The sequence below is a fragment of the Kangiella sp. TOML190 genome (assembly GCF_023706045.1).
Taxonomy (GTDB): domain Bacteria; phylum Pseudomonadota; class Gammaproteobacteria; order Enterobacterales; family Kangiellaceae; genus Kangiella.
The window spans coordinates 1-14,204 of sequence record NZ_BQYL01000001.1 but is presented as its reverse complement, the minus strand read 5'-3'; the positions used below and the strand labels follow the sequence as shown (position 1 = coordinate 14,204).

General features: G+C 44.7%; 13 protein-coding genes and 1 tRNA gene. 12 read left to right on the top strand and 2 right to left on the bottom strand.

Going from position 1 to position 14,204, the window contains the following annotated elements; genetic code table 11:
• Positions 1 to 19: 19 nt before the first annotated feature.
• A complete protein-coding gene (locus NFS34_RS00070) occupies positions 20 to 397 on the bottom strand; it encodes a hypothetical protein (RefSeq protein WP_251357794.1) in 378 nt (125 codons plus the stop codon).
• Positions 398 to 576: 179 nt separating this feature from the next.
• On the opposite strand from NFS34_RS00070, the gene NFS34_RS00065 reads away from it, so the two are divergent.
• Both NFS34_RS00065 and NFS34_RS00060 read left to right on the top strand, forming a co-directional pair.
• Complete coding sequence (locus NFS34_RS00065; RefSeq protein ID WP_251357793.1) at positions 577 to 2,502, top strand: M12 family metallo-peptidase; 1,926 nt, start codon at positions 577 to 579, stop codon at positions 2,500 to 2,502.
• A 19-nt stretch (positions 2,503 to 2,521) separates the two neighbouring features.
• A complete protein-coding gene (locus tag NFS34_RS00060; protein WP_251357792.1) occupies positions 2,522 to 3,118 on the top strand; it encodes a DUF6174 domain-containing protein in 597 nt (198 codons plus the stop codon).
• 22 nt (positions 3,119 to 3,140) lie between these two features.
• Here the strand turns inward: NFS34_RS00060 and NFS34_RS00055 are convergent, their stop codons facing one another.
• Positions 3,141 to 3,503 carry a hypothetical protein gene (locus tag NFS34_RS00055; RefSeq protein ID WP_251357791.1) on the bottom strand — a complete coding sequence of 121 codons (363 nt, stop codon included), beginning with the start codon at positions 3,501 to 3,503 and terminating at the stop codon, positions 3,141 to 3,143.
• Positions 3,504 to 3,766: 263 nt separating this feature from the next.
• Between NFS34_RS00055 and thrS the strand changes: the two genes are divergently transcribed.
• The 10 genes from thrS to NFS34_RS00005 form a co-directional block, all read left to right on the top strand.
• Entirely contained in the window at positions 3,767 to 5,689 is a 1,923-nt protein-coding gene (thrS, locus tag NFS34_RS00050; protein WP_251357790.1) for a threonine--tRNA ligase, read from the top strand.
• A 36-nt stretch (positions 5,690 to 5,725) separates the two neighbouring features.
• The gene (gene infC, locus NFS34_RS00045) at positions 5,726 to 6,268 is read left to right on the top strand and encodes a translation initiation factor IF-3 (RefSeq protein WP_285834467.1); all 543 of its coding nucleotides are present in this window, start codon (positions 5,726 to 5,728) and stop codon (positions 6,266 to 6,268) included.
• A 286-nt stretch (positions 6,269 to 6,554) separates the two neighbouring features.
• Positions 6,555 to 6,752 carry a 50S ribosomal protein L35 gene (rpmI, locus tag NFS34_RS00040; RefSeq protein WP_251357788.1) on the top strand — a complete coding sequence of 66 codons (198 nt, stop codon included), beginning with the start codon at positions 6,555 to 6,557 and terminating at the stop codon, positions 6,750 to 6,752.
• A gap of 17 nt (positions 6,753 to 6,769) precedes the next feature.
• Positions 6,770 to 7,129, top strand: a complete 360-nt coding sequence (gene rplT / locus NFS34_RS00035) for a 50S ribosomal protein L20 (protein WP_251357787.1) — start codon at positions 6,770 to 6,772, stop codon at positions 7,127 to 7,129.
• Between the two features lie 136 nt (positions 7,130 to 7,265).
• Positions 7,266 to 8,294: a phenylalanine--tRNA ligase subunit alpha gene (pheS, locus tag NFS34_RS00030; RefSeq protein WP_251357786.1), complete on the top strand. Its 1,029-nt coding sequence runs from the start codon at positions 7,266 to 7,268 to the stop codon at positions 8,292 to 8,294.
• A 172-nt stretch (positions 8,295 to 8,466) separates the two neighbouring features.
• The gene (gene pheT / locus NFS34_RS00025; protein WP_251357785.1) at positions 8,467 to 10,845 is read left to right on the top strand and encodes a phenylalanine--tRNA ligase subunit beta; all 2,379 of its coding nucleotides are present in this window, start codon (positions 8,467 to 8,469) and stop codon (positions 10,843 to 10,845) included.
• A gap of 41 nt (positions 10,846 to 10,886) precedes the next feature.
• On the top strand, positions 10,887 to 11,186 hold the full coding sequence (locus tag NFS34_RS00020; RefSeq protein ID WP_376707926.1) for an integration host factor subunit alpha: 300 nt from the start codon (positions 10,887 to 10,889) through the stop codon (positions 11,184 to 11,186).
• On the top strand, positions 11,167 to 11,523 hold the full coding sequence (locus tag NFS34_RS00015; protein WP_251357784.1) for a MerR family transcriptional regulator: 357 nt from the start codon (positions 11,167 to 11,169) through the stop codon (positions 11,521 to 11,523). Before NFS34_RS00020 ends, NFS34_RS00015 begins: the two co-directional genes overlap by 20 nt.
• A 94-nt stretch (positions 11,524 to 11,617) precedes the next feature.
• Positions 11,618 to 11,694 (top strand) — tRNA-Pro (locus NFS34_RS00010).
• Positions 11,695 to 12,118: 424 nt separating this feature from the next.
• A partial coding sequence (locus tag NFS34_RS00005; protein WP_251357783.1) for a Calx-beta domain-containing protein occupies positions 12,119 to 14,204 on the top strand: 2,086 nt, incomplete at its 3' end.

Genomic DNA, 14,204 nt, shown 5'->3' with positions numbered 1-14,204 from the left:
AAAGTTAAGCTGCCAAAAGTTAAGGTTGCTGCTCTTTCTCTTCGAGCATTTTGTTAAAAGTTTTGCACTCTTTAGTTTCCCTTTCAGCGCTCATCAATTCATCACAGCTCATTTTATTTAAACTGTCGATGCATTGCTCTGCGCTTTCCAGCATTGCCGGTTCTTGCTTAAGGTAGGGTGTAAATTGCTCTTTAACACCGGCGCACATGGTGTTCATATTCGCCATCACCATATCGCGATACTGTTCAGGAATTTGCTCAGTTTCGATTTGTTTGAGCGTGCAGGCTTTAGCTTTCTCGCAATAATCGAGTAATTTCTTATCTAAATCAAAGCTTTGCGCAGATCCGCCAGCCATTGAACAGCCGAGGGCAATTGTCATGAGAACCGCTTTTTTCATTGAAAACTCCAGTTTTTGTGGTAATCCATCCTCACTCCAGTTTTGCAAAAAAGTCGTTAAATTGCTAGTTATGTCCCAGTTTTTTTGCCAACAGATGTGAACTCTGTGGTCAGATCTGCATGATTTAAATTGCTATTTTCGCTATATTGAGCGCTCATTTTCCTGCATACTCTGACAATATGGATGTTCGCTTACTAATAATTATAAACTTTTTTGCGCTAGCTTTGGTTTCAAGTCCAGTATTTTCACAAGCAATACAGCTACAAACTGAACACGCAACCCTCGACTTGACTCTGGAGCAAAACCAGGCGCTGCGCTCTAAATTAAATAAAACTATTTTGGCTAAAGCTGGCGACTGGAGTCACTATAAAGCTCATTTTAAGCAAAACTCGGCTGATTGGGTCCGGCTATCCCATATTGGTGAAGACTGGTTGGGTATTGCATCTATTGATCATCAACTCTATCAAGTGGAAAAGGTGGTGTCAGGCAAAGCTGATACGGTTCGCTTGAAGTTGGTTCCAGTCAATCAAACTATTGTGGCTTACCAATGCGCAACTCATGAAATCGCATCTGCAAAAGACGCCTTGACTCAAGTGCTGGCAGCGACAGAGATTAACTCAGAATTGAGAACAGAAGTTAGATCAGAACCGAGTAATATTGATTATCAAAAAAATCAGAAGATGGTTTGTAATGATCCGCTAAATGGAGTTTGCTCTTTTGCGGAAATTGAATTCGCCTTTGATCAACTCTATCAAAACCGATTTGCCAATGATCAGCTAGCTGCGCAAACTACGGCTCTCATCAACATGATCGAAGGCTTTTACGAAAACGATTTCAATATTCGTTTTAATGCGATTACGGTTGAGTTCTTACAAACTACGGTTTTTGATACGACTACCGATGCAGGAGATTTACTGTCGGATATTCGTAGTAAAAAGGGCGCGGGGCAGCTCGGCTTTATTAAAAATAATCGAAGTTTGTTTCATTTTATAACGGGGCGTGACTTTGATGGTAATACTGCGGGAGTGGCTTATCTTGATGTTCTTTGTAATGGCGGTGGTTTTAGTTCCGGCACTACCATGTTGTTACCGAGCAATGGTAATCCTAACCTTGCTTCGACCTCATTAATTGCCGCGCATGAGATCGGCCATAACTTCGGTGCTGAGCATGATGGTGACGGTAATAGTTGCGCCAGCTCTGGCTTTATTATGGCGGCTACTTCTAATGGTACTGCCACGGAATTTTCGAGTTGTTCAAAGGATGACATGAACGCTGCGGTTAATTCGCTTACCACTCCTAATGCCTGCTTTGATTATCCGGTTGAATTATCGTTAAGTGCGGATAACGCTAATCCTAGCGAACTTATTATTGATGAATCCAGCGATTTAAATTTCAGTGTGGCTAGCCAAGTGTCTTCCAGCGCTAGTCTCAATCAAGTGAGTGTTAATGGTTCAATTCCTAGCAATAGTGGACGTTTGAACTCGGTAGTAGCTGCAGGTGTTGCTTGTTCTATTGCTGCTTCGACGGAGTCTTACGCCTGTCAGGTTAACAATCCCGCAAACAATTTTAGTCTTCAACTGAATGTAACGCCTTTAACTAACGGCTTTGAACTGGAACAAGAAGTGCTTGCTCCTGCTGATTTAGTGGATATTGACTTATCCAACAACAGCTTACAATCTCAATTTAATGTCACGCAAATAAGCATACCGGCTGCGGTCAGTAATTTAACCGCCAGTGAAAGCGGCTCAAATGTAGCTCTAAATTGGCAAGATAATTCTGATAATGAGAGCGGTTTCTTGGTTCAGCGCAGTGACAATGGTGGCGCTTTTAGCCAAGTAGCCGACTTAGCCGCCAATCAAACCAGTTATACCGATAGCAATGTCAGTGCTGGCAACGATTACAGTTACCAAGTTATTGCCTACAATAATGGCGGTGAAGCGGCCGCCTCTAACCAAGTGGATATTAGTTTAGCGGCGCCTGTGACTCCTCCGCCAGCCACAGGAGACGATTCTGGTGGCGGTGGTGGCGGAGCTATTCCTTTGCTAATGCTAGTCTTAATGTCGATTTTTGGCATTGCTAAAACCGCTAGTTACCGCAAACCGTAGAATTGAGGGAGTCGTTATTTTGAGTAGTAACAAAACGATAGGCTATAACTCGTTATGCCTAGCACTGAGCTTAGTAATTTTTAGCTTTGTAGGCTTTAGTGGCTGCCAAGCCTCTAAAAGCGATACAGAGCAGTCGTCGAAAGAGCAACAAACTGATGCTAGCAACGTTTCGCAAGAGGCTTCTGAGCAAGAAAGTCGAGCTGAAGGCATAGCGTCAGGTGTTAAATTTGTCGATGATCGAACTGCCACACGGCAGGCGTTTTTTGCCAATCAGCAAAAATGGCAGGCTCATGCTCTACAAAATTACTCCGTTAACTTTCAGCGCAGTTGTTTTTGTCCGCGAGAATTTGTTCAACCGCTAAAACTCACGATTGCTGACGGTAAGGTAACGACGGTTATGGATAGCAAGTCCGAAGCTGTTGGGGAGCAAGTAGCGCAGTCAACGAAAACCGTGAGTCAGGTGTTTGCTATGATCGAAAAGGCGCTAGATAAAGCCGAGCAGATTGAGGTCAAATACGATCCACAATTTGGTTATCCGAGCCAACTGTTTATCGACCGTAGCAAGCGCATGGCCGACGAAGAAGTTCGTATCAGTTTTAAGGATTTACGCTTTTAGTTAAGTCTGATAAAGCAGCCGATTATTTTGGACCTTCGACCAATTGGCTGACGTCTTCGCATTCCTTAGTGTCTTCGGTCATGTGCATCAATTGCTCACAATTCAGTGCGTTTAAGCTGTCGACGCAAGCTTCTGCGCCTTTGACCAGATTGGGATCTTGGGCGTAAGGCTGAAATCTCAATCTAACGGCTTCACATTTGTTTTTAATGCCGTCCATTAAGAGCTTCCGGTACTCATTGGGAATATCGCGATCTTTAACTACTTCTAAGGCACAGACCGTCACTTTCTTGCAATAGGCATCAAATTTTTCCGCCAGCGGGTCGTTGCTCACCTTTCCCGAAGCCAGTAAAACAATTGTAGTAATAATAAGGGTAGAAATTTTCATGACCATGCTCCATTGGTTATCGACAATCAAAGTGTTACAAAAAACTCAGCTTATTGCCAGTTTAAATCGAGACCGTAGCTGCTTTTGTAAGCTCAGTTAGCTAGTTGTGATAATTAACTCTTGAGTCTAGCGCTAGATCCTTTAGAATTGGCCTATCTATTGCTCAAGAAGGGGCGACATTCTTAGTCAGCACCTTTGGCAATCATTACCAAAACTTTATGTAGCCCGTTGGTAAGGGCTATTGAGAACAGAGAGAACATAAAATGCCAGTCATTACTTTACCTGATGGTAGCAAACGTGAGTTTGACGATGCCGTGTCGGTATACGATGTTGCCCATAATATTAGCCCCGGTTTAGCCAAAGCCGCCTTAGCGGGTAAGGTCGATGGCGACATGGTGGACACCAGCTTCGTGATGGATAAAGATTCGAGTCTTGCCATTATTACTGACCGTGACGAAGAGGGACTGGAAGTTATTCGTCATTCAACCGCACACTTACTAGCGCAGGCAGTTCAGCGTTTGCACAAAGGCGTTCAGGTGACCATCGGGCCGGTAATCGAAGATGGTTTTTACTATGACTTTGCTACCGATAAGCCCTTTACCGAAGAAGATCTAAAAGCGATCGAAAAGGAAATGGCTAAGATCGTCAAAGAAAACATCAAGGTTGAGCGTACTCTGATGGGACGCGATGAAGCGGTGGCTTTCTTTCGCAATATGGGCGAAGAATACAAGGCCGAGATTATCCAAGATATTCCTGCTGGCGAAGAACTTTCTTTGTACAAGCAAGGCGATTTTATTGATTTATGTCGCGGTCCGCACGTACCTTCGACCGCTAAGCTCAAAGCTTTTAAGCTGATGAAAGTGGCGGGAGCTTATTGGCGTGGTGATTCTAATAATGCCATGTTATCAAGGATTTATGGCACTGCTTGGACTAACAAACAAGACTTAAAAGACTACTTGCATCGCTTAGAAGAAGCGGAAAAACGCGATCACCGTAAAATTGGTAAAGCGCAAGATCTCTTCCATATCCAAGAAGAAGCGCCAGGCATGATCTTCTGGCATGACAAGGGTTGGAGTATCTACAAAAATCTTGAACAGTACATTCGCGATCGACTCAAAGAGCACGATTATCAAGAAGTCAGAACACCGCAAATTGTCGATAGAACCCTTTGGGAAAAATCCGGCCACTGGGATAAATTTGGCGATGACATGTTTACCCTTGAGTCGGACAGTCGTGACTATGCGATTAAGCCGATGAACTGCCCGTGCCACGTGCAGATCTTTAATGTAGGGCTCAAGTCCTATCGAGATTTGCCATTGCGGATGGCGGAATTTGGTTCTTGTCACCGCAATGAGCCTTCCGGTGCTTTGCATGGGATTATGCGCCTTAGGAATTTCGTGCAGGATGATGCCCATATTTTCTGTACCGAAGATCAGGTGCAAGCTGAAGTCTCGAAATTTATCGAGTTACTGTATGACGTTTATGCGGATTTTGGTTTTACCGACGTCATCGTTAAGCTGTCAACTCGTCCTGAGCAGCGAGTAGGCTCCGACGAAGTTTGGGACAAAGCGGAAGCTGCTTTAGCGGAATCCTTAAAAGCCAGTAATATTGAATTTGAATATTTGCCTGGTGAAGGTGCTTTTTATGGCCCTAAAATCGAATTTACCCTAAAAGATTGTCTTGGTCGTCATTGGCAATGTGGCACCATGCAGGTGGATTTTTCGATGCCAGGCCGACTAGGCGCTGAATATGTAGCGGAAAATGGTGAAAAAGCTGTGCCTGTGATGTTGCACCGTGCCATTTTGGGTTCATTAGAGCGTTTTATCGGTATTTTGATTGAAGAATATGCGGGTAAATTCCCTGCTTGGTTAGCCCCGACTCAGGCGGTAATTATGAATATTACCGACAATCAGGCCGAATTTTGCCAAAAAACAGCCGAAACATTGAAAAATAAAGGATTTAGAGTCAATTTAGACTTGAGAAATGAGAAGATCGGCTTTAAAATTCGCGGTCAGACTTTGGCACGTGTGCCATATCTCTTGGTCGTGGGTGATCGAGAAGTCGAGAATGGCCATGTTGCGGTGCGCACTCGAGAGGGTGAAGACCTAGGCAGCATGAGCATAGAGGCCTTTGCTGAGCTGCTAGAGAAAGCAATTGCCCTAAAAGGGCGCAAACAGCAGACATAAGAAAGGCTAAGTATTAAATAACAGAGGGTAACTACCATTAGACATAACGACAAGCGCGGCGGTTTTAAAAACAGGCAGCGCATAAATGACGCGATTACAGCACGGGAAGTGCGTTTGATTAATGCCGAAGGTGAAAACGTAGGTATTGTTTCCTTAGATGAAGCTTTAAAATCGGCGCAAGATTCAAAATTGGATTTGGTTGAAATATCACCCGAAGCCCAACCGCCAGTCTGTAAAGTTATGGATTTCGGTAAGTATCTTTTTGAGCAGAAAAAAGCCAAGGCTGCTGCTAAAAAGAAACAAAAAGTAACCCACGTTAAAGAAATTAAGTTTCGCCCAGGGACGGATGTAGGGGATTATCAGGTAAAACTACGCAACCTGATACGTTTCCTAGAAGATGGGGACAAGGCGAAGATCACAGTTCGCTTCCGCGGTCGTGAGATGGCGCATCAAGAGCTCGGAATGGAGCTTTTGAAGCGGGTCGAAAAAGACTTGGAAGAATACGGTACTGTTGAGAGTCGTCCTTCAATGGAAGGTCGTCAGATGACGATGATGATTGGTCCCAAAAAGAAAAAATAACTTTTTAGCTACTGCGCTCTTGATTAGGGCGTTAAATGGCGCGAAAAATAGCTCATTTACACTTGTAAAATCGCGATTTTTCACGTCATTTGCCTACTAATCAAGTCGCTCGTGACGCTAAAAAGAGTTTTTAATTATTTTTTCTTGATTTAGGTTGGATGGAAAGGTGTTGTAGCCGGAACATCCGTTTTTGTAACTAGTTATGGCTTCTAACGATTGAGTTCGTTCTTGTAGAAAGAGGGTTCGAGCAATGGCCATAGCGGGTAACTAATGCGAGTATTTTACTATGCCAAAAATGAAAACCGATAGCGGTGCTTCGAAGCGTTTCAAAAAAACAGCTTCAGGCCGTTACAAACACAAACAATCGCACTTGCGTCATATCTTGACCAAGAAATCCACTAAGCGTAAGCGTCATTTGCGCCACGGCAAGCTAGTTGATGCCGCGGATACAAAGCAAATCGATCGTATGCTTCCTAACGGTTAATAGTGAGGGTTTAAGAGATGCCAAGAGTTAAACGTGGTGTGACAGCACACGCTCGTCACAAAAAAGTATTAAAGCAAGCTAAAGGTTATTACGGTGCTCGTTCGCGCGTCTATCGTGTAGCTAAGCAAGCGGTAATCAAAGCTGGTCAATATGCCTACCGTGATCGTCGTCAGCGCAAACGTCAATTCCGCGCTTTGTGGATTGCACGTATCAACGCTGAAGCGCGTGTAAACGGCTTGTCGTATAGCAAGTTCATCAATGGTTTGAAAAAATCAAACATTGAAGTTGACCGTAAGATGCTAGCTGAGTTGGCAGTGTTTGATAAAGTGGCCTTTGCTGCTTTTGCAGAACAAGCAAAATCTGCCCTAGAAGCTTAATCCTAATTTAGTTTTAGATTTTTAATACTGAAATTTAGGTTCTTAAAAAAGGAAGGGCAGTGATGTCCTTCCTTTTTTTTATTCGATACTAGTTGATACCAGAAATTACTGTTTTATAAACCTATTGAGAACTACCATGGCTGATCAAGAGACAAGCTTAGAAGCAATTATTGCGCAAGCGGAACAAGAAATTGGGGCAATCGAAAAGTTACCTGAGCTCGATCAGGTTAAAGCGCGATTTGTCGGTAAAAAAGGCTTAATTACCTCGCAAATGCAGCAGATGGCAAAGCTGCCGCCAGAAGAAAAGCCTCAGTTTGGCGCTAAGGTGAATCAGGCTAAGCAAGCGGTGTTTAAAATTATTGAAGCCAAGCAAAAAGCACTCAAAGATGCGCAGATTGCAGCTAAATTGGCCAGTGAAACGATTGATGTGACCCTAGCTGGGCGCAATGTGGCGCGTGGCGGTATCCACCCTGTTAATCGCACCATGCAGCGAATTGAAAACTACTTTTCACAAATGGGTTTTGAGGTTTCCGAAGGGCCTGAAATTGAAGATGACTTCCATAACTTTACGGCGCTAAACATTCCCGATCATCATCCTGCGCGTGCCATGCACGATACTTTTTATATTGATTCGGAAAGACTGTTAAGAACTCATACCTCGCCAGTGCAAATTCGGGTGATGGAAGAGCAAAAACCGCCCTTACGAATTATCGCGCCAGGCCGCGTTTACCGCTGCGATTCTGATTTAACGCACACTCCAATGTTCCATCAAGTAGAGGGCTTACTTGTTGATGAAAGTACGACTTTTATCGACTTAAAAGGTATTTTGGACGAATTTTTAAAGCAATTCTTTGAAAAAGACGTTAAGACCCGTTTCCGTCCTTCTTATTTCCCTTTTACTGAGCCGTCTGCAGAAGTTGATGTAGAGTGTGTCAGCTGTGGTGGCGAAGGTTGTCGTGTTTGTTCTAAAACGGGTTGGTTAGAGGTGTTAGGTTGCGGCATGGTCCATCCAAACGTATTAAAAGCGGTGGGAATTGATAGCGAAAAATACACCGGATTTGCCTTTGGTATGGGCGTTGAGCGTTTAACCATGTTGCGTTATGGGGTGAATGATTTACGTCTTTTCTTTGAAAATGATATTAATTTTTTGCGTCAGTTCAATTAATAGTTATTTAGCTAGAAACTGTATTGTTAAAACCATTTTCAGCTTGCTCACTTACCACAAGGTAAGCTCCGCTTCTGAAACGATTTTGCCTCACGTTTTCGTCGCACATAATGCTATTAATATGTGCAAAAAATGATGAAGCAATAACCAAATTTATGATTGGAAATAAGCTATGAAATTTAGTGAAAATTGGTTGAGAGAGTGGGTTAATCCAAATATTTCTACGGAAGAATTGGTAGAGAAGTTAACCATGGCCGGTTTGGAAGTTGATGCCTTTGATTATTTGGGTGACAACTTTAGCGGCATTGTTGTTGGTGAAATTCTTGCCGCAAAGCAGCATCCTGATGCCGATAAACTGCAAGTTTGCACCGTCAATGTTGGCGACAAATCTGAGCAGGATTTGCAAATTATTTGTGGTGCGCCAAATGCTCGCCAAGGCATTAAAGTTGCGGTTGCCATGATTGGCGCGGTATTGCCAGGCGATTTTAAAATTAAGAAAGCAAAACTTCGTGGCGTAGAATCTTACGGCATGTTGTGTTCAACCCAAGAGCTCAATTTAGGCGATGATCACGATGGCATTATGGAGTTAGCAGCTGATGCGCCACTAGGGCAAGATTTTGTTGAGTTTATGCAGCTTAACGATACCGAAATTGAAGTGGATTTAACGCCGAATCGTGGCGACTGTTTAGGTATTCGAGGTATTGCGCGAGAAGTTGGCGTCTTAACTCAAACAGAAGTGAATGAGATTTCTCCGAGCGCGATTAAGGCTACTATTTCAGATGTTTTACCGATTGAACTGTCAGCGCCGCAAGCTTGCCCGCGGTATTTAGGTCGTGTGATTAAAGGCATTAATCCGCAAGTTAAAACTCCAGATTGGATGGTTAGAAAAATTGAACGATCAGGTGTTCGTTCGATCGATCCGGTCGTGGATATTACCAACTATGTGTTGCTGGAATTGGGACACCCTATGCACGCTTTTGATTTGCATAATATCGACGGCGGAATTGATGTGCGCATGGCCAAGCAAGGCGAAAAGTTAACACTGCTGGACGGCCAAGAAGTAGAGCTTTCCGATAACACCTTGATGATTGCCGATCATAAAAAACCATTGGCTATTGCAGGAGTCATGGGCGGCGAATTTTCAGGAATTAATGCCAATACACAAGACGTTTTTTTAGAGTCCGCTTATTTTGATCAGGTGACGATTGCTGGTCGTGCTCGTCAATACGGTTTGCACACCGACGCTTCGCACCGGTATGAACGCGGGGTGGATTTTGAATTACAACGTACCGCTATGGAACGGGCGACAGAATTAATGCTTGAGATTGTTGGCGGCGAAGCGGGCGAGATTATCGAGGCCGTTAATAAAGAGCATTTGCCAAGCAAGCGCCATTTGGTTTTGCGCCGTAAACGTATCGAGCGCTTAGTGGGTTTTGCCTTTGATGATGCGCAAGTTGAAGATATTCTAACTCGTCTTGGTTTGCAGCTTACTGCGAACCATGAAGGTTGGGATCTGGTGGTTCCGTCTTTCCGCTTTGATATTGATAACGAAGAGTCGTTGATTGAAGAGCTCGTGCGGGTTTATGGCTACAACAACTTGCCCATGCGCAAGCCTATCGCCGAAATGACCATGTACCGTCAGCCAGAAGATCGCGTTTGGAAAAACCAGATGCGCGAGCTGCTGGTGGCGCGTGGTTACCAAGAAGCCATTACCTATTCGTTCGTCGAGCCACAACTGCAAAAGAAATTGCAGCCTGGTCAAGAGCCATTGCCATTGATGAACCCTATTTCTAGTGAATTGGGCGTGATGCGCACCAATTTATTAGCAGGGTTGGTGCAGGCGGCTAAATTCAACACTAACCGTCAGCAAAATCGGGTTCGCTTGTTTGAATTAGGCTTAAGGTTTGATAATTCTGGTGAAGCATTACAGCAGATCCCAACCATCGCCGGCTTGATTTGCGGCTCTCGTTTGCCTGAGCAGTGGAATAATGAGTCCGAAAAGGTCGATTTTTACGATTTAAAGGGCGATTTAGAAGCTCTCTTGTCCTTAACCAAAACCAATTTCCAGTTCGACACAGTGCAGATGGATATATTACACCCTGGCCAGTCGGCACAAGTTAAAGTTGCGGACAAAACCATTGGTTATATCGGTAAGCTCCACCCTGCGCTACAGCAAGAATTGGACTTGGAGTTGGATACTTTTGTCTTCCAGTTGGATTTGGACGCGATTTCCAGCCGAAAGTTGCCAAAATTTGCGCCTTTGTCAAAGTTCCCATCAATTCGTCGTGATTTGGCTCTAGTGGTCGAAGATCGGGTAAAAGGTGGCGAATTACTTGATTTTATTGTAAAAAATGGCCAAGGCTTGGTGACAGATGTGCGGATTTTTGATATATACAAGGGTGAGCACCTAGAAGCTGGCAAGAAAAGCGTTGCTTTGGCCATGACCATTCAGCACCCCAATAAAACTTTGGAAGATGCGGAGATCGGTCAGTTAATTGACCAAATTATCAATGGCTTAGCGCAAAGCTTCTCAGCGACATTACGAGCCTAGCGCTCGTGATCAGATGCTGATACGAAGGAGAGGAGCAAATTATGGCATTAACCAAAGCTGATATGGCCGAGCGCTTATACGAAGAGCTGGGCTTAAATAAGCGCGAATCTAAAGAGATTGTGGAAGCCTTTTTCGAAGAGATCCGCGATGCCTTGGAAGATGGTTACAATGTAAAACTTTCGGGTTTTGGCAATTTTGAATTGCGCGATAAGGCTTCGCGGCCAGGCCGAAATCCCAAAACTGGCGAAGAAGTAGCGATCAGCGCTCGGCGCGTAGTGACTTTCAAGCCCGGACAAAAACTGCGAGGAAAAGTAACTCACTATGTTGGAACCGACCAATAATAACGAACTGCCGCCGATCCCGGCGAAACGTTACTTTACCATTGGTGAAGTGAGTGATTTGTGCGCGGTAAAACCGCACGTTTTGCGCTACTGGGAGCAGGAGTTTGAGCAGCTTGATCCGGTAAGGCGCGGCAATCGCCGCTACTACCAGCGCGACGATGTGTTGGTGGTGCGCCAGATCCGCTCGCTTTTATACGAACACGGCTATACCATTGGCGGCGCTCGTCAGTGTCTATTGGATGGCGAAGCGGACGAGCAAACCGGCGGCCCTTCCAAAGCCCAAATTGATGAGCTGATCGAAGAGCTGGAAAAAATAAAGGAATTATTAGTCGCTTAAAGCCTCTTCAGCTATTGCAAATGTTTAAAGATGCGGTACTATTGGCACCGCATTTTTAATGCCTATCACAAACTCATTCCTGAGTTTCAAATGTCGGAGCGTGGCGCAGCTTGGTAGCGCACTTGCATGGGGTGCAAGGGGTCGGAGGTTCAAATCCTCTCGCTCCGACCAATTTTTAACTTTTCTTTAGTATTTCCTAGTAAAACTGACAATAAGTGTCATTTTTCTTTACAACAAAACTGGGGTTTGACCAGCTATTCTTGTCTTTCCAGCTTTTGGCTTTAGCAATTGTAAAATTTTTAACAGTGTGACTCATGTCACAAATTTGACTTAACTCCTTGTTTTTATTAAGTTAATGCAAATTTGCATTAATTTTTTCGATTTTACATTTTTCCAATAGTATCAACCACCTATGGTAAATAAGTTCAATTGAAATATAATGTAAGGTGTTGTGATGAATGTCACTGTTTGTGGATTGTTCTATTGTTGGTAAGTACACACAAACAGGTATCATCAAAAGAAGAATGTAATTACGATAAGCCTGTTAGTCATGGCGCAAGGCAATTGAACTCTTTTATTGGGCAGTAGAGAGATTATGACAAGATTTAAACTGGGATTTGCAAAGCCACTTTTCGCGGTACTTATAACTTTGTGTAGTGCAGGAGCTTGGGCAGCTGACTATCCGGCTAAGGTCACGAATAAGGTTACTGTGGCTTTACCTAGTGGGGTTACTGATCCTAATACTGGCAATAACGCCAGTGCCGACGGAACTCCGGCCGCAGGCGAAGAATGTACTGCCGCAGAGAGCGATGACGAGAATGCTTGTGCCACCGATACCAACGACTTAAATGTTAATATTGCCCAACCGACCAAAGCCTTTGCCCCAGCAACCCTGGCCGTTGGTGAGGCTTCGCAATTAACAATAACTCTAACCAATAATAATTTTTTTGTTGCTACTTTACAGGCTGATTTTGTTGATAACTTACCAGCCCCAGTGGTGGTAGCGACTCCAGCCAACGCTACAACCACTTGTGGTAATGCAACCTTAACTGCAACTAGTGGTGCTAATAGTATAACTTTAGCCGCAGGCGCAACTATCCCCAGTGGACAACCACCCATTCCTGGTGGTTCTTGTACTATAACTGTCGATGTCACCAGCCCAACCGCGGGAACCTATACTAACCAATTGCCCGCCGGCGCTTTAGATACCGGTATGGGGCAAAGTGATCCTGCTTCGGCAGACATTACTTTCGATAACGCGATTGTTGCTAATGATGAAGCCAATAATCCAGCGCCGATTAATGGTTATGAAGGCGGTGTGTTCCATCAAGATATAAATGATCCGGCGCAAAGCGTACTTGAAAATGATACTTTAAATGGCGCTATTTTAGATCCGGCTGACGTAACTCTAACGCCTGGCACGGCACCTGTTCCTGCTAATGGCACCATCACTATGAATCCTGATGGCACCATTACCGCCTCAGCCCAGACGACAGCGGGTCAATACTCTTATCCTTATACGATTTGTGAAGTCGCTAATCCTACAAACTGTGACTCCGCAATTGCCACCGTGTTTGTTGCCGAAGCCTTTATCAACGCTTTGCCAATCGGAGATACAGGCACTGTGCATGAAGCTAAGTTTACCATTAGCGGCGCTACTGGTGGCGACTCTACTGCCCCAGTTACCCTAAACGACACCTTAAATAACGCTACCGCAAACTTAATTCTTGGCGGCGCTATTGGTGAGGTCACCTTAACCCCTGGCACGGCGCCCACACCAGCCAGCGGCAGCATCACTATGAACCCTGCGACTGGGGTAGTGACAGTCGCTCCAGGCACCACTCCAGGTGTCTACACATACCCTTATAAGATCTGTGAAAACCTCAACACGCCAAACCCTTACTTGGATGACGGCGAAAACTGCGATGATGAAACTTCAGGCGGTATCGCCACCATTACCGTAACCGGCGCCACAGTAACTATCACTGCAACGGTTGATGCCAGCGAGCCCTCGACTAACGGTAGTTTCACCATTACCAGCACTGACGTAGTTAATACCGACACGGTCGTTAGCTACACCGTGAATGCAGCGTCCACTGCGACTGCTGGAAGCGACTATACGGCCCTAACTGGAACCGCCACGATCTTAGCTGGACAAAATTCAGTCCTAGTTGATGTCAATGTTATTGACGACAGCATTGTGGAAAGCTCTGAAACTGTAGTCATTGATTTAACCAGCACAGACAACCCTGCGGTCAGCATCTCAGGAACCGCAACGGATCAAGGCACAGTCAACATCAGTGATGACGACGTCTCCTTAACCATAGTTAAAAATGTTATTAATGATGATGGCGGCTCAGCAGTTGTAGCCGACTTTAATATCACCACTAATGCCGGTGCTTTGACTTTCGGAGCGGGCGTTGTTGCGGGTGATACTACAACCTATACCTCGAATACTCTCAATGTATCAGCTGGCAGCTACAGCTTGGTTGAAGACGATGTTACCAACTACGCCGAAGGTAGCTGGTCTTGTGATATAGGGACGGTAACTAATAGTGCATTTAATGCCGGCTCTGTAGATTTAGTGGCTGGCGATGTGGCTACCTGTAGCATTACCAACGATGATCAGTCGGCGGATCTCGCGGTCACCAAAGACGTGGACAACGCCACGCCGGACGAGG

What these genes read in the sequence shown, in the direction of transcription:
- pheS (WP_251357786.1), top strand. Translation starts at nt 7,266, where the DNA reads ATGGCTGATCAAGAGACAAGCTTAGAAGCAATTATTGCGCAAGCGGAA.
- NFS34_RS00065 (WP_251357793.1), top strand. Translation starts at nt 577, where the DNA reads ATGGATGTTCGCTTACTAATAATTATAAACTTTTTTGCGCTAGCTTTG.
- rpmI (WP_251357788.1), top strand. Translation starts at nt 6,555, where the DNA reads ATGCCAAAAATGAAAACCGATAGCGGTGCTTCGAAGCGTTTCAAAAAA.
- NFS34_RS00070 (WP_251357794.1), bottom strand. Translation starts at nt 397, where the DNA reads ATGAAAAAAGCGGTTCTCATGACAATTGCCCTCGGCTGTTCAATGGCT.
- thrS (WP_251357790.1), top strand. Translation starts at nt 3,767, where the DNA reads ATGCCAGTCATTACTTTACCTGATGGTAGCAAACGTGAGTTTGACGAT.
- pheT (WP_251357785.1), top strand. Translation starts at nt 8,467, where the DNA reads ATGAAATTTAGTGAAAATTGGTTGAGAGAGTGGGTTAATCCAAATATT.
- rplT (WP_251357787.1), top strand. Translation starts at nt 6,770, where the DNA reads ATGCCAAGAGTTAAACGTGGTGTGACAGCACACGCTCGTCACAAAAAA.
- NFS34_RS00055 (WP_251357791.1), bottom strand. Translation starts at nt 3,503, where the DNA reads ATGAAAATTTCTACCCTTATTATTACTACAATTGTTTTACTGGCTTCG.
- NFS34_RS00015 (WP_251357784.1), top strand. Translation starts at nt 11,167, where the DNA reads ATGTTGGAACCGACCAATAATAACGAACTGCCGCCGATCCCGGCGAAA.
- NFS34_RS00020 (WP_376707926.1), top strand. Translation starts at nt 10,887, where the DNA reads ATGGCATTAACCAAAGCTGATATGGCCGAGCGCTTATACGAAGAGCTG.